General features: G+C 63.8%; 21 protein-coding genes. 12 read left to right on the plus strand and 9 right to left on the minus strand.

Features of this window, described 5'->3' with window-relative positions:
• The first annotated feature begins 326 nt into the window (after positions 1 to 326).
• Positions 327 to 740: a hypothetical protein gene (locus OX459_RS09715; protein ID WP_289904841.1), complete on the plus strand. Its 414-nt coding sequence runs from the start codon at positions 327 to 329 to the stop codon at positions 738 to 740.
• An 82-nt stretch (positions 741 to 822) separates the two neighbouring features.
• On the opposite strand, the gene OX459_RS09720 is transcribed toward OX459_RS09715, so the two are convergent.
• The gene (locus OX459_RS09720; RefSeq protein WP_289904842.1) at positions 823 to 2,682 is read right to left on the minus strand and encodes a phytase; all 1,860 of its coding nucleotides are present in this window, start codon (positions 2,680 to 2,682) and stop codon (positions 823 to 825) included.
• Positions 2,683 to 2,699: 17 nt separating this feature from the next.
• On the minus strand, positions 2,700 to 5,237 hold the full coding sequence (locus OX459_RS09725) for a TonB-dependent receptor (protein ID WP_289904843.1): 2,538 nt from the start codon (positions 5,235 to 5,237) through the stop codon (positions 2,700 to 2,702).
• Between the two features lie 305 nt (positions 5,238 to 5,542).
• Here OX459_RS09725 and OX459_RS09730 point away from each other — a divergent pair, with 305 nt between their 5' ends.
• From OX459_RS09730 to OX459_RS09755, 6 genes are all read left to right on the plus strand, one after another.
• Positions 5,543 to 6,451: a GGDEF domain-containing protein gene (locus tag OX459_RS09730; RefSeq protein WP_099667838.1), complete on the plus strand. Its 909-nt coding sequence runs from the start codon at positions 5,543 to 5,545 to the stop codon at positions 6,449 to 6,451.
• Positions 6,451 to 7,476, plus strand: coding sequence for an AraC family transcriptional regulator (locus OX459_RS09735; RefSeq protein ID WP_289904844.1), 1,026 nt, complete (start codon positions 6,451 to 6,453; stop codon positions 7,474 to 7,476). The genes OX459_RS09730 and OX459_RS09735 overlap by 1 nt, the downstream gene beginning before the upstream one ends.
• A 264-nt stretch (positions 7,477 to 7,740) precedes the next feature.
• Positions 7,741 to 9,135: a class I SAM-dependent methyltransferase gene (locus OX459_RS09740; RefSeq protein ID WP_099667840.1), complete on the plus strand. Its 1,395-nt coding sequence runs from the start codon at positions 7,741 to 7,743 to the stop codon at positions 9,133 to 9,135.
• Positions 9,135 to 10,478 carry a HAMP domain-containing sensor histidine kinase gene (locus tag OX459_RS09745; RefSeq protein WP_289904845.1) on the plus strand — a complete coding sequence of 448 codons (1,344 nt, stop codon included), beginning with the start codon at positions 9,135 to 9,137 and terminating at the stop codon, positions 10,476 to 10,478. Before OX459_RS09740 ends, OX459_RS09745 begins: the two co-directional genes overlap by 1 nt.
• 1 nt (position 10,479) lies before the next feature.
• Positions 10,480 to 11,577: a hybrid sensor histidine kinase/response regulator gene (locus OX459_RS09750; protein ID WP_289904846.1), complete on the plus strand. Its 1,098-nt coding sequence runs from the start codon at positions 10,480 to 10,482 to the stop codon at positions 11,575 to 11,577.
• Positions 11,570 to 12,583 (plus strand): response regulator, encoded by a 1,014-nt coding sequence (locus OX459_RS09755; protein ID WP_251348576.1) that lies wholly within the window; start codon positions 11,570 to 11,572, stop codon positions 12,581 to 12,583. Before OX459_RS09750 ends, OX459_RS09755 begins: the two co-directional genes overlap by 8 nt.
• Before the next feature lie 76 nt (positions 12,584 to 12,659).
• On the opposite strand, the gene OX459_RS09760 is transcribed toward OX459_RS09755, so the two are convergent.
• Positions 12,660 to 13,187: an SRPBCC family protein gene (locus OX459_RS09760; protein WP_077404908.1), complete on the minus strand. Its 528-nt coding sequence runs from the start codon at positions 13,185 to 13,187 to the stop codon at positions 12,660 to 12,662.
• Between the two features lie 227 nt (positions 13,188 to 13,414).
• Here OX459_RS09760 and OX459_RS09765 point away from each other — a divergent pair, with 227 nt between their 5' ends.
• Together OX459_RS09765 and OX459_RS09770 are read left to right on the plus strand one after the other, a co-directional pair.
• Complete coding sequence (locus OX459_RS09765) at positions 13,415 to 14,200, plus strand: DNA/RNA non-specific endonuclease (RefSeq protein WP_289904847.1); 786 nt, start codon at positions 13,415 to 13,417, stop codon at positions 14,198 to 14,200.
• 20 nt (positions 14,201 to 14,220) lie between these two features.
• A complete protein-coding gene (locus OX459_RS09770) occupies positions 14,221 to 14,475 on the plus strand; it encodes a hypothetical protein (protein ID WP_077404902.1) in 255 nt (84 codons plus the stop codon).
• A gap of 15 nt (positions 14,476 to 14,490) precedes the next feature.
• Here OX459_RS09770 and OX459_RS09775 read toward each other — a convergent pair whose 3' ends face one another.
• From OX459_RS09775 to OX459_RS09800, 6 genes are all read right to left on the minus strand, one after another.
• Positions 14,491 to 16,833 carry a M20/M25/M40 family metallo-hydrolase gene (locus OX459_RS09775; protein WP_289904848.1) on the minus strand — a complete coding sequence of 781 codons (2,343 nt, stop codon included), beginning with the start codon at positions 16,831 to 16,833 and terminating at the stop codon, positions 14,491 to 14,493.
• A 185-nt stretch (positions 16,834 to 17,018) separates the two neighbouring features.
• The gene (locus tag OX459_RS09780) at positions 17,019 to 19,883 is read right to left on the minus strand and encodes a pitrilysin family protein (protein WP_289904849.1); all 2,865 of its coding nucleotides are present in this window, start codon (positions 19,881 to 19,883) and stop codon (positions 17,019 to 17,021) included.
• Positions 19,884 to 20,005: 122 nt separating this feature from the next.
• The gene (locus OX459_RS09785; protein WP_289904850.1) at positions 20,006 to 20,338 is read right to left on the minus strand and encodes a type II toxin-antitoxin system RelE/ParE family toxin; all 333 of its coding nucleotides are present in this window, start codon (positions 20,336 to 20,338) and stop codon (positions 20,006 to 20,008) included.
• A gap of 1 nt (position 20,339) precedes the next feature.
• Positions 20,340 to 20,627: a type II toxin-antitoxin system Phd/YefM family antitoxin gene (locus tag OX459_RS09790; RefSeq protein WP_289904851.1), complete on the minus strand. Its 288-nt coding sequence runs from the start codon at positions 20,625 to 20,627 to the stop codon at positions 20,340 to 20,342.
• A 70-nt stretch (positions 20,628 to 20,697) separates the two neighbouring features.
• Complete coding sequence (locus OX459_RS09795; RefSeq protein WP_099667847.1) at positions 20,698 to 21,684, minus strand: diguanylate cyclase; 987 nt, start codon at positions 21,682 to 21,684, stop codon at positions 20,698 to 20,700.
• A gap of 101 nt (positions 21,685 to 21,785) precedes the next feature.
• The gene (locus OX459_RS09800) at positions 21,786 to 22,691 is read right to left on the minus strand and encodes a sensor histidine kinase (RefSeq protein WP_289904852.1); all 906 of its coding nucleotides are present in this window, start codon (positions 22,689 to 22,691) and stop codon (positions 21,786 to 21,788) included.
• Positions 22,692 to 22,973: 282 nt separating this feature from the next.
• Here OX459_RS09800 and queE point away from each other — a divergent pair, with 282 nt between their 5' ends.
• From queE to tadA, 3 genes are read left to right on the plus strand one after another with little or no spacing between them, the layout of a single operon-like run.
• Positions 22,974 to 23,609, plus strand: coding sequence for a 7-carboxy-7-deazaguanine synthase (queE, locus tag OX459_RS09805; RefSeq protein ID WP_099667849.1), 636 nt, complete (start codon positions 22,974 to 22,976; stop codon positions 23,607 to 23,609).
• Positions 23,610 to 23,619: 10 nt separating this feature from the next.
• Positions 23,620 to 24,066, plus strand: coding sequence for a 6-carboxytetrahydropterin synthase QueD (queD, locus tag OX459_RS09810; protein ID WP_035819191.1), 447 nt, complete (start codon positions 23,620 to 23,622; stop codon positions 24,064 to 24,066).
• Complete coding sequence (gene tadA / locus OX459_RS09815; protein WP_289904853.1) at positions 24,059 to 24,568, plus strand: tRNA adenosine(34) deaminase TadA; 510 nt, start codon at positions 24,059 to 24,061, stop codon at positions 24,566 to 24,568. Before queD ends, tadA begins: the two co-directional genes overlap by 8 nt.
• The last annotated feature ends 40 nt before the right edge of the window (positions 24,569 to 24,608 follow it).

The raw sequence follows: 24,608 nt of genomic DNA on the forward strand, positions 1-24,608 counted from the left end.
TCCCACATCAAGGCCTTCTGCGTCTCGGTGTAATAAATACGTGGTTTCTGTTTCATCTTCAACACTCCTGTAACCTAGACATTTAGGTTAGAGTGTTGCGACCACCGATTGAATCCGCAGGCGCAAGCGGACATTACAAGTTTTATCTGTTTTGCGGATAAACGGACCTTTCTTGCATTAATTGGCATTATTAAAAATGGTAAAGTTTAATGTCATTGCTGTGCGCATTGATAATAGTTAAATTAATATGGTGAAGACACGGCAATTCTGCATTTCTTGCTGTTTATCGTGCCGTCTATTTGCTTGTAACTCAGGAGAAGTATTGAATGACTGTCTTCAGTATCGGCAACACCAATTTTGAAGTGGATGTAGCGAAATCAAGCATTAGTCTGGAAACGCATGGCAGCGGCATGCTGGAGCTGAATATCGATATCCATGGCGACGATGAGGTGTTTATGCGCTTGACCGAGCCGGAGGACGCGGAATGGTCGTGGGCGCTGTATCCGCCGGCTTTTTTCCTGCATGGCTTGCGCATACCGGAAGGGCAGGGAGGAGCGTTTGCGATCGGGATGCTGGATATGCATCCCGAGGCGGAGGAATCGGGTATCTATATGATGGAGTATGGTGACGTGTCGGCTGTCAACATCATTGAATTGTCGGCGGATCGACTAGCCGTGTCGGGCATGGTGGACTTGTGGGGCAAGCGCCTGCCATTTCATATCGATATGCCGCGCAGATAGTATCGGGGCGGGGCTCCGCGGGATTGGAATGCGCCCCATTGAGGCGCATTCCTCCGGCGGGGTCGGCCCCGCTCCAGTCTGATTAGTCCAGCTTCAACGCCTTGGCCACATCCCCCCACGCCACATACTTGAAGTTCTGCGGTCCATCGGGCAGGCGCTTGTAGCCGTCCTGGATTACCAGCATGCCTTGCGCGTACGCGCCGCCCAGGTTGGCGGAGGTGACGTCCAGACCATCCGTTTCCGAGGTGCCGTCGATGCCGGCGGGCAAGTTGAAGCCCACCTTGAAGCGGCCGCGCACTGCATATGGCGCTTGCGCGTCGAGCACCACGTAGCTGCTGTCGCCCTGGCTGGAAACGATCAGGTAGCCGGTGTCCGGCTTGGCGCCTGGCTGGCGGTAGATGGCCATGCCTTCCACGTCGGCCGTCAGGTGCGCTCCCACAGGCAAGACCATGGTGAGGGCGTCCGGCTTGGCGGCGTCGGCCGAGGTGGTCCAGATGCCGCGCGTTTCTTCGCCCAGGAACAAGCGGGCGTTGGCGTCGTCGGCCACGCAGCCTTCCGGTTGGGTCGCGACCTTGAAGCTGCGCATGAGGGTGGCGCTGAATTTGTTGCCGTTCAAGCCAATGCTGTATTGCTGGAAAGTACCGTCCTTGTCGTTGATGAACGCTTCCACGCCGCCGCTGGCTGGTTGGTACAGACACATGCCGTAGATGCTTTTCAATCCCGTAGGGAAGCGGCCCGCTTCCGCCACGTCGCCGCTGGCATTGATGGTGAACAACATCATGCTGTTGTCGTCGCGCTGGGTGGCGACGGCCAGGTCGACCTTGCTGCTGCCCAACTGGATATTCTGCCGCACGTCGACGTTGTTCAGGCGGCCCACTTCCAGCAGCTGGGTCTGTTTGCCTTGCAGGTCGTAGACCAATAAGCCTTGCTTCTTGTTGGTGCCGAGGATGCGCGCGTCGGCCGGGTTGCTGGACAGCCAGATGGCCGGATCATCGGCCGCGTCGCCCTGGCGCGCCATCGGTTCCGTCTGCGCCTGTGGGGCAATGATGGCTACCGCAGGCTGCGTTTCCATCTTGCCAGCCCATTTCAAGGGTCGCGCTTGCCAACCGTTCTTGCCGCGCAGCAGCAAGGAGTCCTTGTCCAGCGCCAGCTGGCTGTCGCCCTTGCGCACGTTCAAGGCGACGGCTTGGGCTGACTGCGCCGTCCACTTGCCGCCCTGGTGTGCCAGCAGGTGCAGCTTGTCCGCCTTGCCATCGAGCACGGCAACGCCGCCCGGCAGCACGGCCAGCGCGCTGGCGCCACCGTCCAGCTGGCCATACGGCTTGCGCAGCGCCACCACTTCGCGCTTGCCCATGCCTTCGGACTCGGCGTCATACGCCCACACGCCCATATTCGACTCGCTCACCAGCAGGCGCTGGGCGCCATCGTCGACCCGGCAATGCTTGGCGTGCGGCGGCAAGGCCAGTTTGCGCACCAGGCTGCGCTGCTCGCCCTGCATCACCCACTGTTCCGCTTGTCCATCCTTTCCGATCAAGAACAGATGGGCCAGCTGCTGGGCGTCGCGGTACAGGCACGACGCTTCCACGGAAAATGTCGGCACGGGAAATGGCGCCAGCTTGATCAGCTTGCCGGCCTGCACGTCGACGGAGACGGGCAGCGGGCGCTGCGTGTCCGCTTCCAGGAAGACGGCCAGCACCTTGTTGCCGTCGCTGCGCGTGTCCAGTTGCTTGGCGCGCACGGCGATACGGTCCTGTTCCTGGCCGGCCGCGTTGAACAGGCGCAAGCCGTGCTTGTCGAGTAGCAGCCACCCGCCGCCGGGCAGGCGCGACAGTTCCTCCGCTTCCTGCGTGAAGGAAGGCACAGTGTTGGCAGGCGCGGCTTGCGCCGTGCCCGCGAGGCAAAAGGCAGCCAGCAGGGCGCTGCAGAGTACGGTTTTTTTCATATTGTTGGAAATCATCATCAGAAGGCGCTGGCTTTCAGGCTCACTTTAAAGGTGCGGCCATATTGTTCGTTTTGCACGTTGTATTGCTTCGTGCCCTGGTAAACATAGTATTTTTCGTTGTTCAGGTTTGCCGCCTCGAACATCAGCTGGAATTGTTTGTTGATCTGGTACGACAGCGAGAAATCGAGCTGTTTCTGGCCGGCGACGATATGGTCCTGGCTTTGGTCGAGGATGTCGTTGCCCATTTCCAGCAGGTAAGGCGACTTGTAGTTGAGGGCCAGGCGGGCGCTGACCGGCCCCGTTTCATAGCCCAGCATCAAGTTCATCACCTGGTTCGACTGGCCCGGCAGGCGGATGTCGCGGTTCATCTGTTTGTTCGTCGCCTTGTCGAAGCGTCCGATTTGCGCGCTCGAGGTGCTCAGGGTGCCGTTCACGCCGACGAGGAAACGATTGAAGGGCGCCGGCAGCATGCGCAGCGGCTGCATGTAGGCCAGTTCGATGCCTTTCACCTTGGCCGCGTCGCCATTCGCATACGAGGTCGCCGTCGTGTAGCCGGCCCACTGTCCCGTGCCGGCCAGGTTCGTCGTGTACGTGAAATTCTTGATGTCCTTGTAGAAACCATACGCCGACATCACGCCGTCATTGCCCAGTACCCTTTCGATGCCCAGGTCCAGGTTGTTGGCCTTCAGCGGCTTCAAGTCCGGGTTGCCGATCACGGCTTCCGTGTTGCTGGCCAGGCTGATGCCGGGCGCCAGCTGGCTGAAGTTGGCGCGTACGACGGCTTGCGTCCAGGCGGCCCGCACGCTGGTATGTTGATCCAGGTCATAACGGGTTTGCAAGTTTGGAAGCCAATTGGTGTACGAGCGTTCGCGCGTCAAGGCCGTGGCGACGCCGGCGCTATCCACCTGCGAGCCGTTTGCTTCGAAACTGGTGCGCTCGGCGCGCACGCCGCCCAGGATGTGCCAGGCGTCGAAGTCGTAGCTGTTCTGCACATACATGGCGTTGATGTCTTCATGCATGCGGTAGTCGTTGATGATGGACTCGGTCGCCAGGCGCGCCTTGGTGCGGTCCAGTCCCGCCACGCGGGCGCGGATGAGGGACGGGTCCAGGGCCACGCCGATGTTGCCCAAGTCGTAGTCGAGCGTGTGGCCTTGCACGAAATTGCTCATCGACGTGGAACCGGCGCCCCAGTAATTGCCGCTGGAAGCCTTGCTGCTGTTATATGCCCATTGATCCGTGTCATTGGTTTTTTCGCGGCGGCTGACTTTTGCGCCGAACTTCAGGGTGGCGATGTCAAACTTGCGGGCCAGGTCGATGCGCGCGTGGTGTTCATTGTCCTTCGAGTAGCGTTTTTGCAGGGTGATGGCGTTGAGCGCATAGCTGGCCGGGTCGTACAGCGAGGCGGGGCCGCTCAATTTCGGTTCCTGCGTATCCGTGAAACTGATGCCGGCGAAATTGCTGGTGCCGCGGAAACGGCCGTCGTTCAGGGATTCCGGCGTGTCTTCCGTGGCGCGGCTCAGGCCGCCTTTCACGTCCAGGGTCCAGTCGCCCGATTTCTGTTGCGTGCCCAGCACCAAGGAACGCACTTGCTGCGTGTACTTGCGCTGGCGGATGCGGCGCTCGGCGCGCGCGCTGGCCGTCTGGCCTTCCGCCAGGCTGCCGCCCGCGATATTGCTGATGGTCAGGCGGTCGCGCACTTCATTGTCGGAAAATTCGCTGAGGAAGGAGCGCAAGAACCAGCTGTTGCCCGCCTCGGGACGGTAATCGAGGTTGATGGCCAGCGCGCCGCGCTTGCGCACAGGCAGGTAGTCGCGCAATTCCAGGCCCGACAATTTACCTTTGCTCCAGGCGCCGCCCGTTTCCACGTCATCCGAGCCGAACGAGCGCTTTTCCGCGCTCAGGCCGGCTGCAACGCCCAGCTTGCCGTCGAGGAAGCGTTGGGCCCACAGGGCGCCGCCGCTGGGGCTGGTCTTGCCCGTCTTTTCATCATAGCTGGCGCCCACGTTGGCCGACAGCAGCTTGCCCGGCAAGTCGAAGGCGGACAGCGACTTGACTTCGACGGTGGCGCCCAGCGAGTTGGCGTCCATTTCCGGCAGCAAGGTCTTCGAAACTTCCAGCGTGCGGATCAGGCCGGCAGGCAGGATGTCCAGCGCCACGGCGCGGCGGCCCGCTTCCGGCGACGGCACCAGCGCGCCATTGATGGTGACGGCGTTCAAGTCCGGGCCCAGGCCGCGCACGGTGATGTAGCGACCTTCGCCCTGGTCGCGCTGCACGGATACGCCCGGCAAGCGGGCCAGCGCCTCGGCCGCGTTTTTGTCCGGCAAGCCGCCGATATCGTCGCTGCTGATGACGCTGATGATATTGTCCGCTTTCTCTTGCGCGGCGATGGCGTTGCGCAGGCTGGCGCGCTGGCCGCTGACGACCACGGTGGCGGCCGGCTGGCCATCCGCATCTTGCGCTTGCGCATGGCTTTGGCCGCTGAAGACGGCCATGATGCCGAGGGCCACGGCCGTCAGACGCAGCGGGGAGGGGAACGATGTGTGCATGGTTTTCATGAAGAGCTCGGTTAGGGGAAGGAACCGGGCGGATTCTAGGCAGCAAATATGACGATTGCGTGACAGGCAAGGGCTTGCCACCTTGAAAACAACGGCCTGTGAGCGCTTTCCAGCTGGAAATGAATCATGGTGAGCTGAAATGACCTGCCAGCGCAGGGCGCATGGGATGCGGCTTGCCGGATTTGCATCGGCTGCGCTGTTAATGATGAGCCGTTTGCACCTGCCGCACGGGCGTGGGGCATGTCATCGTGCCGTCATGGGCGGGCGCTATCGTGGCGACAGCACCACTTTTAAAGGTTTCCCACATGCTGCCGTTGCACCGTAACAGCCTGATTGCCGCAGCGCTCGCGTTGCCCCTGTTCTTGTTCCTGTACGCCACACTGGGGCACCTTAAACCGTTTGCCATCTGGAAGTGGATGGATATCGTCTGCGAAGGCGGCACGGCCGTCATGGCGGGCATCTGGTTCTTGTTTACCCTCAGCAGCCGTCCCCGCGGGCGGGTGACGCGCCTGATCGCCGGCGGCCTGTGCGCCATCATGCTGGGCTCCTGGGCCGATTGCCTTGACGAATTCTTTGCCGTCGATAAGAGCGCCGTGTGGGATAACTGGCTGGAAGCCTTGATTCCGTTCGGCATGCTGGTGCTGACGATCGGCATGTATTACTGGCGCCAGGAACAGTTCCGCCTGAACGAGCACCTGCAAAAGCGCGAACGCCTGTTCCGCGACCACCGCGCCTTCGACCGCATCACGCAGCTGGCCGACGCCAGCTACCTGCGCACGCAGATGCGCCTGGAACAGGAGCGCCGGCCCGGCCTCGATTGCGCGCTGGTCTTGCTCGACATCGACAGCTTTCACTTGATTAACCGCGAATACGGCCACCGCGAAGGCGACCGCGTGCTGCAAGCCGTGGGCCACATGCTGCTGTTGAACTTGCGCAATGACGACTTGCTGTGCCGCTATGCGGGCGACCGCTTCGCCGTGCTGATGCCGGGCGTGTCGCGCGAGGATGCGGCCGCGAAGGCGCGCCACCTGTGCGCCATGGTGGGGCAGATGCGCCACCACGCCAACGACAACCGCGAAATCCGCCTGAGCCTGCGGCATGCGTGCGCGCTCACCGATGGCGTGCCGGAAGTGGTGTTGGCTGAGCTGAGCCGGGCCGTGGAAACGCCCGGCCGCAGCGCCGGCCCCAGGGCCAGTTCCGCCGCGCCCGCCTGATGCCGCTGAACCAGCAGGGCGACCCCAGCATCGCGGCCCATCACCAGCCGGCGCTGGTGCTCGATTATGCGCGCAGCCGCGAACTGGCCGTGGCGCCGCTGCTCAAGGGCACGGGCCTCGATGGCGGCGCACTGCCGTCCGCGGAAAGCCAGGTCAGCGCCGCGCAATACCTGCAATTGCTGGCCAACGTGGCGCGCGGCCTGGACAGTGCCGACACCAGCTTCATGCTGGGCCAGCAAATGCTGCCCGGCCATTACGGTGCGGCCAGCCACGCCTTGCTGCAGGCGCAGAATCTGCGCCAGGCGCTTGGCATCCTGTGCGGCTTTCACACCTTGCTGTGTCCGCTGTTGCAGCCGCGCTTGCGCGAGGCGGGCGACATGCATGTGCTGTACTGGGTCGATGCGTTCGGCGCGCCCAGCCAGCTGCCTTTTCTGGTGGAAATGCACATGACGGCGCTGGCGGCCATGTGCCGCTGGCTGGCGGGCGAAGCGCTGCCGTGGCGCTTTTGCTTCAACCGGGCGCGGCCCCGCCACGTCGAGCAGCACGAAGTGCACCTGGGCCAGGCGCTGCGCTTCGATTGCCAGGTCGACGCCATGCTCATCGATTCCAGCTGGCTGGATAAGCCCTGGCCGCGCGGCAATGCCACGGCGGCGGCGCTGGCCTTGCGCGCGGCGGCCCTGGCGCCCGTGCCGGCGGCGAGCCTGCTCGGCGCGCTGTACGACTATCTGCTGGCGAACATCCGCTGCGCGCCGACCCTGGAACGCACGGCGCAGGAGTTCGGCGTCAGTCCCGCCACCCTGAAACGCCACCTGGCGCGCCATGGCACGCATTTCCAGGCCGAGCTGGACCAGGTGCGCGCGCACAAGGCGATCTATCTGTTCCAGGCGCATGGCTACGACAACGACGCCGTGGCCGCCTATCTTGGCTTTCATGATGCCACCAACTTCCGCCGCTCGTTCAAGCGCTGGACGGGCCAAACGCCGCAGTTGCTGCGCCATGCTTTGGCCCTTTTTGTGGCAGGTTGACCGCCGGCGTTGCGCGCCAGCGCCACGGACAGTCGTTCCTGAGGGAACAATTGCCCGTTCTGCTACATCCATAGTACACTCGATCAGAGAGCGAACAGACGCGCTTTGAGGCGCTCCGGCACGGCGTCAAACGACGCCGCAATTCCGTCATCTTGATGGCGGTGCCGGCGGCAGACGACCGGTGTGCCGTGCCTTAACCCAGCCTGGAAACTGGCGTCACCCGTGGGGTGCGCCGGAAACCGGGCAACTTGATAATGCTCAATCGTGTATTCACAATCGCAGATCGATCCAGTCGTCAGTTTCCGCAACACCCAGGGTGAGGCGGTGCGCGGCACGATTTTCAACTTGCAGCGCAATTCGCTGGTCATGGAAATCTATAATCCATACTCGATTGTGCAGGTCAGCGAGGTGCTCAATGACGTGACGGTGCGCATGGGGGCGAAAAACGCCTACGTGGGCAAGGCCGTCGTCATCAGCAGCGTCAACACGGGCCTGACCGCCATCGTTTCCGTGACCCTGATCGACGAGTGGCGCGAGCTGAGCGACGTGGTGGTGGTCAAGGGCGCCGTGCAGAAAGAGTCCAGCGCTTTTGTCGCCGGCTGGGGCGAGCGTTTCCGCATCCGCCGCGATTACCAGATCGTCGTCAACGAAATGCGCGCCTTCCTGTCGGAAGTGTCGCGCTGGGTCGAGCAAGTCGACTTGTCCGACTCGCTGCCCAAGGAAAACGGCCGGCTGCGCCCCGATATCTTCGACGAGCTGGCCTTGCCGCTGATGGAGCAAACCCAGCTGTACCTGCGCCAGCTCGAAGTGGAAGCCTCGCTCGTCGAGGAAGAGCGGGCGCCCGCGCACCGTGCCTTCGCCCAGGCGGCGCTGCACCCATTGATCCTGCGCGCGCCGTTCGTCTTCCGCACGTTTACCAAGCCGCTCGGTTACGCGGGCGATTACCAGATGGTCAACCAGCTGCTGGACGATCCGCGCCAGGGGCCGAGCACGTACTTTCAGATCGTCAATGCGGCCTTCCTGCAGGCGGCCGTGGCCACGGCGCACCGCAACCGCATCGACATCCTGACGGAATTCCTGTCGCAAAAGGCGGCCGCGGCGCGCGCTGCCGGGCGCGTGTATAAAGTGCTCAACGTGGGCTGCGGCCCGGCCATCGAGGTGCAGCGCTTCCTGGAAACGTGCCCGGACGCGCAGTGGCTGGCCTTCGAACTGGTCGACTTCAGCAGCGAGACCCTGGACTGGACGCGCGCGCGCCTGACCACCATCATGCAGCGCACGGGGCGCGTGGTCGAGATCGATTATGTGCACGATTCCGTGCACAACCTGCTCAAGCGCCGCCATGGCGCCGGTATAACGGGCTTGCCCGGCAGTTTCGACGCCGTGTATTGCGCCGGCCTGTTCGACTATCTGTCCGACAAGGTGTGCGCGCGCCTGCTGATGCATTTCGCCTCGCGCGTGGGGCCGGGCGGACGTTTGCTCGTCACCAATGTGCACGCGAACAACCCCGGCAAGTTCGGCATGGAGCATTTGCTGGAATGGCATTTGATCTATCGCAATGAAGAGGGCTTGTCGGCCTTGCTGCCCGAGCACGCGACGGACCCGCTGATCTATGTCGATGCCACGGGCGTGAATGTGTTCGCGGAAGTGAGCATTCCTTGATGGATACTCCAGGCCTGCACGCCGGCTACACGGCCGTTTTGCGCGACTTCCGCCTGGAATTCAGCCGCGGCGGGGCGTACACGGGCATCGTGCTGATCCTGCTGGGCATGGGCCTCGATTCGGCCCTGTATCCGGACAAGCAGTCGGCGTTCACCACTGCGCGCATCCTCGTGTCCGTGCTGATCTTTTGCGTCGTGCTGGCCATGCGCACGCGCTGGGCGCAGGACCGCATCCAGGGCTTGACCTTTGTCTGGCTGATCCTGCCGCAGATCATGATCGCCTGGATGATTGCCGTCACGGAGGGCGCCACCTCGATCTATTACGTGGGCATGACCCTGGCCATCTATTCGTCGGGCATCGTGCTGGCCTTCGGCTTGTGGCAGAATATGGTTTTCGGCGCCATCTCCTGCCTGCTGTATGTGGGCGCCTGTGCCTGGCATGCGGGCGGCTTCGACCTGGCGGGTACGTTTGTCGTCAATTGTTTGTTCCTTATCATGTCGGCCAGCATCAGTGCCGTGTTTACCTATTTCAATGAGCGCGCCCGCTTCATGCTGTTCCAGTTGAAGGCGGAAGTGGCGCAAAAGAACACGCAACTGGAAGAAACCAACAAAAGTCTGGCCGATATCAAGGGGCAGATGCTGCAGCAGGAGAAAATGGCTGCCATCGGCACCCTGGCCGCCGGCATGCTGCATGAAGTCAATAACCCCGTGAATTTCTGCATGATGGCCATCGAGGTGGCCATCGAAGACCCGGCCGCCAAGCAAAGCGCGCTCGTCAGCGAATGCCTGGCCGACGCCAAGCAGGGCATGCTGCGCGTGCAGCACATCGTGTCCGACTTGAAGACCTTTGCCTACCGCAAGAGCGGCAACCAGCTGGAAACGGGACACTTCCAGTTCCGCAGCGCGCTCGACGCGGCCATCCGCCTGGTGGGCCATGAAACGAAGAATGTCAGCATCAGCCACGACTTGCCGGTCGACACCCTGGTGCGCGGCGACGAAGCGGCCATCGTGGGCGTGCTGATCAACTTGCTGGGCAATGCCGTGCTGTCCATGCGCAAGGGCAATGCGCCGCCGTTCGAGATCCGCATCACGGCCCACTGGGACGAAAACCGCCTGCGCATCAGCGTGCGCGACAACGGTCCCGGCATCGCCCCGGAAAACCTGGCGCGCGTGTTCGAGCCGTTCTTTACCACGCGCGAAGTGGGGCAGGGCCTGGGCCTGGGGCTGAGCATCAGCTATGGCGTGATCGAGCGCCACGGCGGCACCCTCACGGCCGAAAGCGAGCTGGGCGCGTGGGCCAGCATGAATTTCGACTTGCAGCGCTCCGATTGGGAGGGCCGTTAGCATGGATAACGATAGCCGCGCCAGCGTGCTGTACGTGGACGATGAAGCGCTCGCCTGCAAGTATTTCGAACGCGCCGCCGGGGCCCGCTACCGCGTGCTGACGGCGCTGAGCGTCGATGCGGCGCTCGCCTTGCTGGCAGACGAGGCCGGACAGATCGACGTGCTCGTCACCGATTACCGCATGCCGGACCGCCTGGGCAGCGAATTGCTGCAGGAAGTGGCGCAGCGCTATCCGCACATCGTCTGCATGCTCGTCACCGCGTATGCGGACAAGGATGTGCTGCTCGAACTGATCAACGGCGGCGCGGTGTTCCGCCTGCTGGAAAAGCCGCTCGACCTGGCCGCCATGCAGACGGCGCTGCAACTGGCCGTGCAGACGGGACGCGAGCGCGCCGCGCGCCGCCAGGGCCTGGTGGCGATGGAAGAATCGCTGGCGTTTCTGGCGCATGAATTGAACACGCCGCTGGCGGCCATCGCCAATTTTGCGCGCGGCATCGCCCGGCGCGCGCAGGCGGAAGCCGCGCCGCAGGCCGAGATCGGCGAAGCGGCCGCCTTGATGCACGACAATGCGCGCTATTGCCTGTCGGTGCTGGCCAGCTTTGTCGACACGGTGCGCCTGGCCAGCGCCGGGCCCGGCATGCAGGGCGGACGCCGCGCCGGCAGCGCGCGCCAGCTGCTGGCCGCCTTGCTCGACAGCTATCCCTTGAGCACGGCCCAGCGCGCCGCCATCACGGTGGACGTGGGCGACGATTTCTCCATTGCCGAGTCGCCCAATTGCGTCGCGCTGATCCTGTCGTCCGTGCTGGCGAATGCCTTGCGCTCGGCCGGTGAGCAGGCTCATCCTGCGATCGGCATCCGCATCGACGCCGGCCGCATCAAGGTGCGCGACAATGGCGCCGGCATCGCCCCCGAGATTGTCGAACAGCTGTTGATCGACCCCGTCAGTGCCAACGGCGACGAAGGCAAGGGCTGGGGCATGGTGTTTTGCCACCGCATGATGCAGTCGTTCGGCGGCAACCTCGACATCGCCACCGAGTTTGGCACTTCCACCACGGTAACCCTGAATTTTCCAGTACATATAAGGAACGAGCATGATTGACGCCAATCTGCGTTTACCGGCCCAGCGTGAGCCGGCGCAAGGCTTGCCGACGATACTCTATGTCGATGACGAGGCCAACGCCCTCAAATACTTCCAGCGCGCCATCGCGCCGCTGGCCGACGTGCTGACGGCGACCTCGGTCGAGGAGGGCAAGCGCATCCTGGACGAGCAGGCCGACCGCATCGCCGTGCTGGTGTCGGACCAGCGCATGCCGGGCGCCTATGGCAACGAGCTGCTGTCGTACGCCTGGGACCGCCATCCGCACATCGTGCGCATCCTGACCACCGCGTATTCCGAGCTCGAGCACACGGTGGAAGCCGTCAACCAGGGGCAGATCCACCGCTACATCCAGAAACCGTGGGATATCGCGGCCCTGCGCATGGAACTCAAGCAGGCGCTGGAACTGGCGCGCTTGCGCAACGAACACGCCCAATTGCTGCGCGAAAAGCTGATGGTGCGCCAGCGGCAAGCCGTCGCCAACCGCATCGGCAGCCTGTACGCGCTGTGCGCCAGCCTGGCCGGTCCGGAACAGCAGCTGCCCGTGGAAGCGTATTTGTCGGCGGCCCTGACGGCCGGCGTCACGCCGCCCGAGCCGGACTGGCTGTTGATGGATTATGCCGACCTGGTCAGTTCAGAAGCCTTCCGCGGCACGGCCTTTGCCGCCGCCGTGCGCCAGCAGCTCGACACGCTCGAGCGCGAGCATCCGGGGCGCGGCGTGGAACAGGCGATCGACATGCTGCTGCCCGTGTTTGGCGCGGCGCTGCAAAACCAGGGCGGCACGGCGCTGTTCCTCGATGGCCGCCTGCTGACGGAATTCCTGGAAACGCCCACCACCACGCCCGTTTCGGCCATTCACTCGTTCTGGCTGGCCAGCTTGCTGTGGCTGGCGCGGCGCGGCTGGTCCTTGCAGCTGAGTAAAACGGAAATGGGCTTGCAGGGCAAGGTGGTGCAGGCTGAACCGGCGCTCACGCCGGATCACCTGGCGGCCTGGATCGAGCAGTTCTGAGCCGGCTGCCCCGCAAGGGGCGGCGCCAACGACAACAGGGCCGCGCGGCCCTGTTTTTCATCGCGACGGAAAAGGCTTAGCGCTCCGCCGCCGCCTTCAGGTTGTTCAAGCCCTTCTCGAAATCCTTGCCGATCATGGTATCCATGCTGACGAAGACCGTCATGACCTTGCTCACGTAAGGGCTGGGACCCGTCATGGTCCAGTTCACCTTGGTGCTGTCGCCTTCTTGTGTCATGGCAAACGTGGTGGTGTTATGGCTTTCGAACGGCTTGAGGAAGTCCAGCTTGATGACGGTGCGTTCGGGCTGGGCCGCTTCCGTGATTTCCATGCGGCCGGCGCCCACCTTGTCATTGCCTGTCCACGCATATTGCGCGCCCAGGCCATTGGCGGGGCCCGTAAACGTGCGGCGCATGGCCGGATCGAGCTTTTCCCACGGCGACCAGGCGGCCCAGTAGTGGAAGTCCGTGATCAGGGCGGCGATTTTCTCGGGCGGTGCCTTGATGGTGATTTCGCGCTGGACACTGAAAGTGTCGGGTTTGGTGGTGGCATAGCCGAGGATGGCGGCGACGACGACAACGATCAGCAGCAGGGTTTTTTTGATCATATGCTCTCCAAATCTTGAATGGTCGATGCGAACGAATCAAGGTAATCTTAGCAGATATGAATGGCTGTGCGCGGCCTGTTGGCCTTTATTTGCGCCAGCTCTGCACAGGGCCGCCCGCACGCCCGCCTGCACGCCCGTTCGCCGCCGCGCACGCCAGGTTTGTGCGGGTTTGTGGCGAGGGCCGCCGTCCGCTAGAATGCTGGCCTGCAAAGATTTCAGAGGGAAATATGTTTCAACGATCGATCGCCAGGCTGACCCTGGCGTGCGGCCTGCTGGCTTCCGCCTTTGCCGCGAACCTGGCGCATGCCGATGCCTGTCCCGCCCACTACGTCGATGGCCGCAAGCCGGAAATCACCAACCCCAAGCTGGACGTGGCAACCAGGGAGCTGTGCTACAACGTGTTTGGCGTGATGCATTCGGGGATTACGCGCACGCCCCTGTGGTCGGCTGAACACTTGACGGCGAACAATCTGGAAGCGGCGCAGGATTTGTCGCGCGAAAATTCCTTCCACGCGGAACGCAAGCTGCCCGCCGCCCAGCGCGCCGAGCTGGCCGATTATGCGCGCAGCGGCTTCGACCGTGGCCACATGGCGCCCAACGGCGACATGCCGGACCGCCAGAGCCAGCGCGACAGCTTTACCCTGGCCAACATGGTGCCGCAGGATGCGCGCAACAACCGCTATGTGTGGGCCGGCATCGAGGGCGCCGTGCGCAAGATGGCGAAGAAAGAGGGCGACCTGTACGTGATCACGGGGCCGGCTTTCATTGGCGGCAACCTGCGCAAGGTGGGAAGAGTGATTGTGCCCAGCCATCTGTACAAGGCCGTGTACAGCCCGCGCCAGCGCGCCGGCGCCGCCTACTTCATTGAAAACGTCGATACCAAGGCATATGAAGTGCTGAGCATTGCGCAACTGGAAGACAGGGTAGGCATCGATCTGTTACCGTCGCTGACGCGCCAGCAAAAGTTGCGCATGCTGAGTTTGCCCAAGATCAATAGCAAGTCGAAAAAATAATCCCTTTGAAAGGAAATCCCATGTGCGCAAAGAAATTCGTCCCGTACGCCAATGAAAGCGATGTGCTTGAGATCGGCAGCCTGAGCATCGAAAACAGGATCGACCGCATCAGCATCAGCGGCGACATCGACCTGACCCTGGACAAGCCGGGCCTGGCGCTGGCGAAACAGCTGCAAAAACTGCTGGGCGACGTGGTGGCGCAACTGGAAAAGCAGGACTTGCCCGACCAGCTGCCGCCGCCCGAAGTGACGTCGGTGGCCAATCCCTTCGAGTGACGCGGGCGGGGAGGTCTACGGCGCCGCCTTGGCGGCGCGATAGTAGCCTTTCCTGTTGATCTCTTCCGGCGCATTCGCCACTTCATACGCGGTCAAGGCGATGGCGATGGCCGAGTATTGCTGCGCCGCGCTGAAGGGCTGCACGTTGTCGTAGGTGTCGAACACCGTGTGATGCACGCGCGCATAGTCGAAGTCGCCGAGCACGGTAAATTTCGGCGTCGGCACGCCATGCAGGCTGAAGACGGCGTCATCGCTGCCTGCCCGCGCGCTCATCGCCTTGCTGGCGTCGCGCGGCACGTCATTGATGCTGGCGGCAAAGCCGAACACGGGGTGGATGTCTTGCAGGGCCAGCTCGACCCGGCCAAATACGCTCTTCCAGGCCGAGGGAATGGCGATGCCGTCGATGGCGCCGGGCCGCCCGTCGCGGTTGAGCATCATCACGATATGCTCCAATTGCCCCGCATGCCGCTCGGCGAACGCGAACGATCCCTTGCGGCCGATTTCCTCCGCGCCGAAGGCCACCAGCATGATGGTGCGGCGCGGCTTCGCTCCGGAGAGCGCCAAGAGGCGCATCGCTTCCAGCATCGTGGCCACGCCGCCGCCATTGTCGGCCGCGCCCGTGCCGCCGTCATAGCTGTCGAGGTGGGCGCCGATCAGCACGATTTCCTCCGGCTTTTCCGTGCCCGGAATGCGGGCGACGACGTTGTGATACGTCACCGGGCCCGGATAAAACCAGTTGCGGATGTCAAACTCCAGGGTGACGGGCTCGCCGCGCGCCAGGCGCTGGCGGATACCCGCATACTGGGGCGCGGCCAGCTTGATGTCGGGCAAGGTCGGCAGGGCCGCCCACGCGGTGGGCGCGGCGCTGGCGGCATACAGCGGTTCTTCGCCGGACTGGATGGTGCCGAGGGCGCCCGCCTGCATCAGCACGCGGGTGATGGCCCTGGGCTGGTGGATGGTGCTGCCATCGCGCCCGCCGCCCCCGTTTTCACCGCCGATCAGCACCCATTTGCCCTTGAATTGCGCGGCGCGCGCCTGCGCCTCTTCCAGGGTGGCCGGTCCCATCATGGCCAGGCCCCGCTGCACGCCACGCGTGCCGGCCGAATAGGCGGGCGTCGCCAGGCGCAGCGGCTGTTCCTCGGGCGCCAGCATCTTGCCCGACCACGGGCCGCGGTTGAAGCCGGTGGGCACCTGGCCCGCTTCTTCCAGCTCCGCTTGCACGCCCCATTGCCGCAGTTGCATGCGCGCCCATTGCGCCGCATGCGTGTAGGCGTCGCTGCCGGCCATGCGGCCGCCGAAGCGGTTGCTGAGGATGTCGAGCCAGTCCATCGCGCGCGGCTCGCCGGTGCCCAGCGCAACAATCCGGCGCGCCGTGGCATCGTTGGACGGCGACGTTGCGGCTTCGATGCCGGCATTCCTGCCGGACAGCGTGGCGAGGAAGGCGGGCAGCCTGTCTTGCTGGCGCGCCGCCAGCGCCGCATCCAGCTTCGCGGAACGGTTCAGCTTATCCTGGCGCAACAGGGTTTCGTAGGCGCGCAGCACGCCCTGCATGCCCGCCAGGTCGCTGGCGCTCTGCTGCCCGGCCTGCTCCGGGTGTTCGATCTGGAAGGCCATCGCGCTGGCCAGGTATTGAAAGACCGTTGCCTCGCGGATGGCCGGCCGGCCGGCGATGGAGAGCCAGCTTTCCAGCGCGCTTGCCGGTAAGGTGAAGTCGGGAATCGCTTCTATCCATGCGCCCAGCCAGGCGCCGTCGCGCTGTTGCACGGCCAGGGGATCGCGCTGCGCCTCGTTCGCCATCTGCACCACGCGCGCGCGCTCGGCCGGCGTGGAAGGGCCGCGCGCGGCGCCGCTTGCCGCCGTCGCCAGCGCTGCGGCCGGCAGCGTGGGCGGGACATAGCGTTCCTTGAGCCGCGTGCCGCTCACGGGCTTGGGTTCGTTCTCATCGGTTTCGACCAGGCGCTCGCCGCTCAGCACGTTGCCCCTGGCTTGCAGGGTCCAGCGTATCGTCACGTCGGTGCTGATCTCCTTGCCGTTGCGCCCCGTGCTGACGCGCTTGCCGCCGTGCCGGAAGACGGCGCCGGCGGGGCCGGCCGTGCCGTCGACCGTGCGGGGCGGCGTGAGCTGGCCCCTTTCGTCGAGCCACGCGATCGTCGCGCGCAAGCCACCTTGCTCTTCGCTGATGTCTAGGATGCCCGTGTCGATCAGGTCGACCTCGACGCCATTCGTCGTGGTCGTGCCCGTCGCCGTCTGGAATTGCCACTGTCCGGCGAGGGCCGGCGCTTGCGCGTACAGGGCGCCCGGCAGCGCGGCAGCGGCGAGGAAGCAGGTGGCGTAAAGGTGGGGATGGAACAGGTGCATGGTTATCCTTGTCATGGTTTTCACTCGGGAAGAGTCGAAAAACAGTATGCGGATAACCAGATTGCCAAGATGCTACTTTCCGACCAAGGCCGGGATTTGCGGAATGAAGGCGGGTTTGGCCGCGCCGAATGCCAGATCAACCCCATCCGGCAAGCTGCATCGGACGAGGTTGATCTGGCACAAACTTACTTGGCGAACGCCTGTGCTGCCGGCGTGACGGTGACGGCTGCCGGCTTGATGTCCAGCTTCATCGCGCCGATGACCTTGTCTTCATCGAGCAGCGCCTGCGGCTTGTTGCCGTCGTACTTGATGGGAGAGAACGCGTCGCTGACCAGCTTATCCTTCAAGCCGGCCGCATCCTTGGCGACGATCACCACGGACAGGTTCTTCGCCGACAGGTGCTGCTGGATGGCGCGGTTGACGTCGGCCAGCGTCAGTTTCGACAAGCCATCACGCATCAACTTGGTAAATTCCGGCGTGCCATACCATTGCGAATCGAGCGCATAACCGAGTTGCTGGTCCTGTGTCGACGTCATGACGAAGACGTTCTTCATCAGGTAGTCGCGCGTGGTGGCGAAATCGTCCTGCGTCAAGCCATTGTCGACCAGCTTGCCCAGTTCCGTCAGGGCCACGCGCAGGGCGAAGTGGGCGTTGTCCGGCGCCACGGGGCGGATCCAGATTTCGAACAGCTGCGCCTTGCGGCCCAGGTTCGGGTTCGGGAAGAACTGGTACATACCGCGCGGGAAGGCTTCGATGTACGCGTAATCGCCATAGTTCATGCCGCGGATTTCACGGATGCGCTGGTACAGGTAGGAATTCGAGGCGCGGTGCTCGCCCAGCCACGTCTTCGCCAGCCACAGGGCGGGGAAGTCCGGGTGCGTGCGCGTCACGTCCAGCGGCAAGCCGAAGGAAATGGCCGTGGCGCGCGTGTTTTTCTCGATGATTTCCACTTCCAGGCCCTGCGCCTTGCGGCCCGCGGGTTTCACGGTGGCGGGCAAGCCTGGGCCGGCCGGCAAGCTTGCCAGCGCCTGCGTCAGCGAGGCCGTCATGGCGTCCGACACGTCGCCGGAAATGCCGACCTTGACGGCGCCTTGCGCATACGCGCTCTTCCAGAACTGTTTCACGTCGTCGAGGGTGATGGCGTCGATGCCGGCGACCGTGCCCAGCACGGGGTGGCCGTACGGCGTGCCCGCATACACATTGGTTTGCAGGCGTTCCTTGGCGAATTCCTCTTCGTTATTGTCCTTCAGGTCCAGCAGCAGCGCGTTCTTTTGCGCATCCTTCAGGCGGCGGAAGTCGTCTTCGCGGAAACCGGGCGAGAGCAGCAGCGGCAGGGCGATGGCGTTGAACTGGGTCCAGTTATCCCGGTGGATGGAACCCGTAAACGTCGTCATTTCCTTGTCCGTCTGCTGGCTGAAACTGCCGGCCAGCGGGAACAGGGCCTGGTTGACTTCGTCGATCTTGCGCTCGGACGAGCCACCGGACGCCACCATGGACGCCGTCAGCGCGGCCAGACCTTCCTTGCCTTGCGGGTCTTGCGCGGAACCGGCCATGAACAGCAGCTTGTAGCGGATTTGCGGCAGCGCCGACTTTTGCACCAGCACGTCGAACTTCGCGGTCGAGGCGGCCGGCAGCAGGCTGGCCAGCTTTGGCGTGGCGGCGATGGCGGCCGCAATCGGCTGGTGCGACAGGGTCGTCACCACCAGGCCCTCGTCCGTCAGGTATTTGCGCGCGGCCGCCTGCAGGTCGGCCGGCGTGAGCGTATCGATCAGGCGGTAGTACTGGTTGATGGTGGCGTAGGAACGGTCGAAATGCACGAAGGAAGCCAGGGTGCCGGCGATCTGTTCCGTGTTGTCGAGCGAGCGGATCAAGCCGTATTTTTCCGCCGACTTGGCGTCCGCCAGGTCTTTGTCGCTCACTGGCGTATCGCGCAGCTGCGCCACGGTGGCCAGGATGGCGTCGCGCACGTAGACGGCGTCGTCGATGTTTTTCACGCGCGCGCCCAGCACGGCCAGTGTCGGGTCGACCCGGTCCGGCGTCATGTCGAACAACTGGTCGACCTTTTGCTCGTTCTGCACCAGGCGTTTATATAAAGGCGAGGTGCGGCCGAACGACAGCGACAGCAGGGTCGCCAGCGCCGCCTGGTCCTTGTCCTTCACGGAAAACGCGGGCGCGTGGAAGCCCACGGCCACCCACGGCAGGGTCGGCGTGGGCCAGGCCACATGCTTGTAGACGGGGCCGCGCGGCTTCGGTTCCACGGGCACGGCCGCCTGCTGCTTGCCGCGCTGCCAGCTGCTCCAGTATTTTTCCACCAGCGCGATCGCTTGCTGCGGTTCCACGTCGCCGGCGATGATGATGGTGGTGCGCTCGGGACGGTACCAGCGGTCGAAGAAGAGCTTCGAGTACGCGTACTGGTTCGGCATGTCTTCGATGTCCTGGATAAAACCCATCGTCGTGTGCTTGTAGGTATGCGTCGTGTAGGCGCTGTCGCGCATCACTTCGAACAGTTTCGACACGGGATTGGCGCTGTTCTTGTTGTATTCGCCCAGCACGGCCCGCGATTCCGTCTTGAACGCGTCTTCCGCATAGTCGAGGTGCTGGAAGCGGTCCGCTTCCACCTTCAGCACGGTTTCCAGGTCTTGCTTGGCAAACGTCGTGTGGTAATTGGTCAAGTCATCGCTCGTATACGCGTTCTGGCGCGCGCCGGCGCGGGTGATGACTTCCTGGTATTTCTCGGGCGGATACGCCTTGGTGCCGCGGAACATCATGTGCTCGAAGAAGTGGGCGAAACCGGACTTGCCCGGCTCGACTTCGTTGCGCGAACCCGTCTGCACGGGAATCTGCAGCGAGACGAGGTTCGGGAAGCCGGTCGGCACGATGATGATTTTCAAGCCGTTGGGCAAGGTCTTTTCCGTTGCCTTGAATGGCAGCAGATCGGCCTTGCTGGCCGCGGCGCTATGGGCGGCGGCCGGTTTGACGGGCGCGGCGCCCAGGTTCGACGAGGCCATGGCCGACAGGGCCAGGGCGAAAGCGGGTAACAACACAGGCATGATTCTTGACACGGGGGCTCCTTCTTTTTCTGGAATGTGGAAAGTGCAACGCCGCAGCATAGAATATTCGTGCCGCCGTGCATAGGGGCAAGGCGCTGTCGGAACGCTGCGCTGGGGGGAGATTAAAAGTCGGGCCGCAGGATGCGCGCCGTCAAGTGAGCGAGGAAGTCGCGTTTGGTGGGCAGGAACATGCGGATGTACACGGTGTCGTGCGCCCGGTCATGGTGGTAGATGACGCGGATATCTGCGCACAGGCGTTGCCGCACATCCATGCCAACTTCGCGGGCGGCCGCGACGGGCGTGCCGCTGTCGGGGAAGGTCTTGAGATCGGCAAATAATTGCCGGAAAGCTGCGATGAACTGCGCGTACGCTGCCGCCGTGTGGCGCGCCTTGCAGTCGCTGCGCAGTTCATTGAAATCGGCTTGCGCGCTTTTCAGCACGACGATGCGCGCCATGTCAGTCCTGATCGAGGCTGGCCAGGAAGTCTTCTTCGGACACCACGTCGCCGCGCGCGATGTCCTGGTTGCCCATGGCGATCAGTTTCATGAATGCATGCTGCTCCTGCATCTGCCGCGCTTGCCGCTTGCCTTCCTGATATGCGTGCATGGACAGCACGACCATCTTCGCTTCGCCATTTTGCGTGATGATGATGGGCTCGTCCTGGCCCGCGTCGAAGCTGTTGACGATGTCCGTCGTATTGGCCTTGAGATAGGAAATCGGCTTGATGCGTTCCTTGAGGTCCATGGCGGCTCCGAATGCGAAAAACTGTGATAGGACTAAATATACACCAAATTTGGTCGTGCTTCCCTGTTGCCTACGTGAGCGTCGTTTCCGGCAGGCTGATGCGGTTGCGGCCCAGGTGCTTGGCGCGGTACAGGGCGCAGTCGGCCGTGTGGATCAGCTGCCCCAGTTCCGTGCCGGGGCCGGGCAGGGCCGTGGCGGCGCCGATGCTGACGGTGACGCAGGCGCCGTCGGGACGCTTGCGCGGCAGTTGCAGCCGTTCCACGCGCTGGCGGATGCGTTCGGCCACGATGGCCGCGCCCTTGAGCGACTGGTTTGGCAAGATGACGGCAAATTCTTCGCCGCCGTAGCGGGCCACCAGGTCGTTCGTGCGCATTTCGCTGGCCACGGCGCCGGCCACCTTGCGCAGGCACAGGTCGCCGCCCTGGTGGCCATGGCTGTCGTTGTATTCCTTGAAATTGTCGACGTCGACCATCAGCAGCGACAGGGGCTGGCCCTGCCGCTGGGCACGTTGCCACTCGGCCAGGATGGTGTCGTCGAAGCAGCGCCGGTTTGCCAGGCCCGTCAGGCCGTCGCGCGTGGCCAGGCGTTCCAGTTCCACGTGCGCGCGTTTTTCATCCGTCATGTCGCGCAGGGTTTCGACGACGGCGATCAGCTCGTCGTGATTGCCATAGATGGGACTGGCATCGACGGCCAGGTAGCGCCGCCGCCCCGTGCGCGGCATGTCGCACCAGTTTTCCGCGCACAGATTGCCGCCCGTGCTGCTGCGGTATTGCTGCTGGGCGTGCAGCGCGCGCATGTCGCCGCCGCGCCCGGCCAGCAGCAGGTCGGCCAGGGTGGGGCGCTCGTCGTTGTAGAAGCAGCGGCCCGGCTCGCGCGTGCGCAGCACTTCGGCCGCCGGCACGCCCGTCAGCTGCTCGCAGGCGCGGTTCCAGATCATCACCTGGCCATGCACGTCGAGGACAAAGGTGGGCACCACCAGCAATTCCATCATCTTGACGGCGAAACCCTGGGCTTCATCGCAGGGCGATGCGCTGGCATGAGCATGGCTATCCGGCATGTAAGCATCCTTCTTGGGGTGAATGGGGCTGGCTCGTTGGCCATGATGCAGCGCAGCGGGGCGGAAGGTGTTGATATTGAGCAATATTTATGGCGCCACGATCAGTCGTGCAGCAGGGGCGCCTCCTCGCAGGCGGCCAGCGGCAGGGACAGGCGCAAGGTGGTGCCGGCGCCGCTGCGGCTTTCGATGTGCAGGCTGCCGCCGGCGGCGGCCACGCGCTCATGCATGCCGGACAGGCCGCAGCCGAGGCGCGGTGGCGAGCCCGACAGCCCGACGCCGTCGTCGCTGATGCGGCATGCCAGGGTGGCCCCTGCTTGCTGCAGGCTCAGCTGGACATGCGTGGCGCGCGCATGGCGGGCGATGTTCGCCAGCGCTTCCTGCAGCACGTGATACAGCAGGGGGCCGTGCGCGCTGCCGGCGGCGGCGTCGAGCCGGTAGTCGCAGCTGCAATCGATGCCCGTGGTGCGCTTGAAATCGGCCAGCAAGCCGTCGCACGCCGCTTGCAGGCCCGCGTCGAGGGCGGGCGGGCGCAGGTCGTGGATGACGCAGCGCAGCGCCGCGATGCTGAGGTCGATATTGCGCGCCATCATATCCAGTTGGCGCGCCAGCAAGGGGGCGGCGTCATGCGTGCTGGTCTGCAGCATGGCCAGGTCGATTTTCAGGGTCAGCAGATGCTGGCCCAGGTCGTCGTGGATGTCGCGCCCGATGCGCAGGCGTTCCTGCGCGCGCGCCTTGTGCTGTTCGCCGGCCAGGCGCGCCTGTTCCGCCTCCGCGCGCAGCTGTTCCAGTGCCTGCAGGCGCAGCGCCAGGCGGCGCTGGCGCCACAGCAGCAGCGCCAGGGCGCCGAGCAGGACGGCACAGGCCAGCATCAAGGGGGAGGGCGTGCCGGCTACCTGCATCGGCCCGGCGGCATGGCTGGCGTGCAGGGCCGCGAGTGCGGCCGCCGCCAGGCAGGCCAGAATACTCAGGCGGTACGGCGGGCGTAGCCAGCGTTGCAGCATGTCCATGCTCCCTTAATGTTTTCCATCAGGCAATGTTCTTACAGAAAATATATTAACTTGGGATCATTTACATTGTCTAAACGCAAAAGCCGCGCAGTTATGCCTGCCCATGTCGATTTCCGGCCCCGGACGCCGCAGCGGCAGGCGGCGGGCACGGCATTTGCACGGGAAGTGTCGCGGCGGCATATAATAGAGGGTTGTCAATCGGCTTTTGCGGTAACGGCGCCACGCGCCGGCCCCGATGCGTTCGCCCTGCGCGATGACGCCAGCCAGCTCTTAGGAAATACAGTGACTTATAGCATCAAAGAGATTTTTTATACCCTGCAGGGCGAAGGTGCGCACGCGGGCCGTCCGGCCGTGTTTTGCCGCTTTTCCGGCTGCAACCTGTGGACGGGCCGCGAAAGCGACCGCGCCACGGCCGTGTGCCAGTTCTGCGATACGGATTTCGTCGGCACGGACGGCGAACTGGGCGGCAAGTTCAAGACGCCGGCCGAACTGGCCGCGCTGATCGACAGCCTGTGGCCCGCCAGCTACGCGCCCAGCAAATACGTGGTGTTTACGGGCGGCGAACCGCTGCTGCAGCTGGACACGGCGCTGATCGACGCCATGCACGCGGTCGGCTTTACCATCGCCATCGAAACCAATGGCACCTTGCCCGTGCCGGCCGGCGTGGACTGGATCTGCGTCAGCCCGAAGATGGGTTCCACCCTGGTGGTGCACAAAGGCAATGAAATCAAGGTGGTCATCCCCCAGTTCCAGCAAGACCTGGCCGCCTACGAACAACTGGACTTCGAGAACTTCTTCGTGCAGGCGATGGACGGCCCCCTGGCCGCGCACAACATGAAGCTGGCCATCGAAACATGCAAAAGCAACCCGAAGTGGAAGCTGAGCCTGCAAACCCATAAACTCCTGCAAATCCCTTAAAACAAATAATATGCTGACTATCACACGCAAGCTCGAATTCGACGCGGGCCACCGCATTCCCGACCACAAAAGCCAGTGCCGCAACCTGCACGGCCACCGCTACACGGTGGAAATCACCCTGGTCGGCAAGGTCATCGAAGCGGAAGGCAATTCCGACAATGGCATGATCATGGACTTTTCCGACGTGAAAACCCTGGCCAAGCAGCACCTGGTCGATGTGTGGGACCACGCCTTCCTCGTGTATGAAAAAGATACGGCCGTGCGCGACTTCCTGGCCAGCCTGCCCGACCATAAAACCGTCGTCATCGACCGCATCCCGACCGTGGAAAACCTGGCGCGCATCGCCTTCGAGATCCTGAAAGCCGCATTTACCGACCATTTCGGCACGGGCTTGCACCTGCATAAGCTGGTGCTGCATGAAACGCCGAATTGCTGGGCAGAAGTGACCGATGACTGAAACGCACGCTAGCGCGCAGGACGCGCGCTACATGCAGCTGGCCCTGGAACAGGCCCAGCACGCATGGGATCTGGGCGAAGTGCCCGTCGGCGCCGTCGTCGTCAAGGATGGGGTAGTCATCGCCGTCGGCTACAACCAGCCCATCGGCCGCCACGACCCCACGGCGCATGCGGAAGTCATTGCCTTGCGCGCGGCCGCCGAAAAGCTGGGCAACTACCGCTTGCCCGGCTGCGAGCTGTACGTGACCCTGGAGCCGTGCGTGATGTGCTCGGGCGCCATGCTGCATGCGCGCCTGGCGCGCGTCGTGTACGGCGCGGGCGACCCGAAGACGGGCGCCTGCGGTTCCGTGCTGAACCTGTTCGAGCAGCCGGCGCTGAACCACCAGACGGCCATCGCTGGCGGCGTGCTGGCCGATGAGTGCGGCGCTTTCCTCAAGCGTTTCTTTGCCGAGCGCCGCCGCGCGCAGGCGGAAGCGCGCAAGCTGGCCCATCCGCCGGCCTGATTCTGGGCCAGTCAGGGCGGGGCCGCCATGGCCTTGTCCC

This window comes from Janthinobacterium sp. SUN026, assembly GCF_030397625.1.
Lineage (GTDB): Bacteria > Pseudomonadota > Gammaproteobacteria > Burkholderiales > Burkholderiaceae_D > Janthinobacterium > Janthinobacterium kumbetense.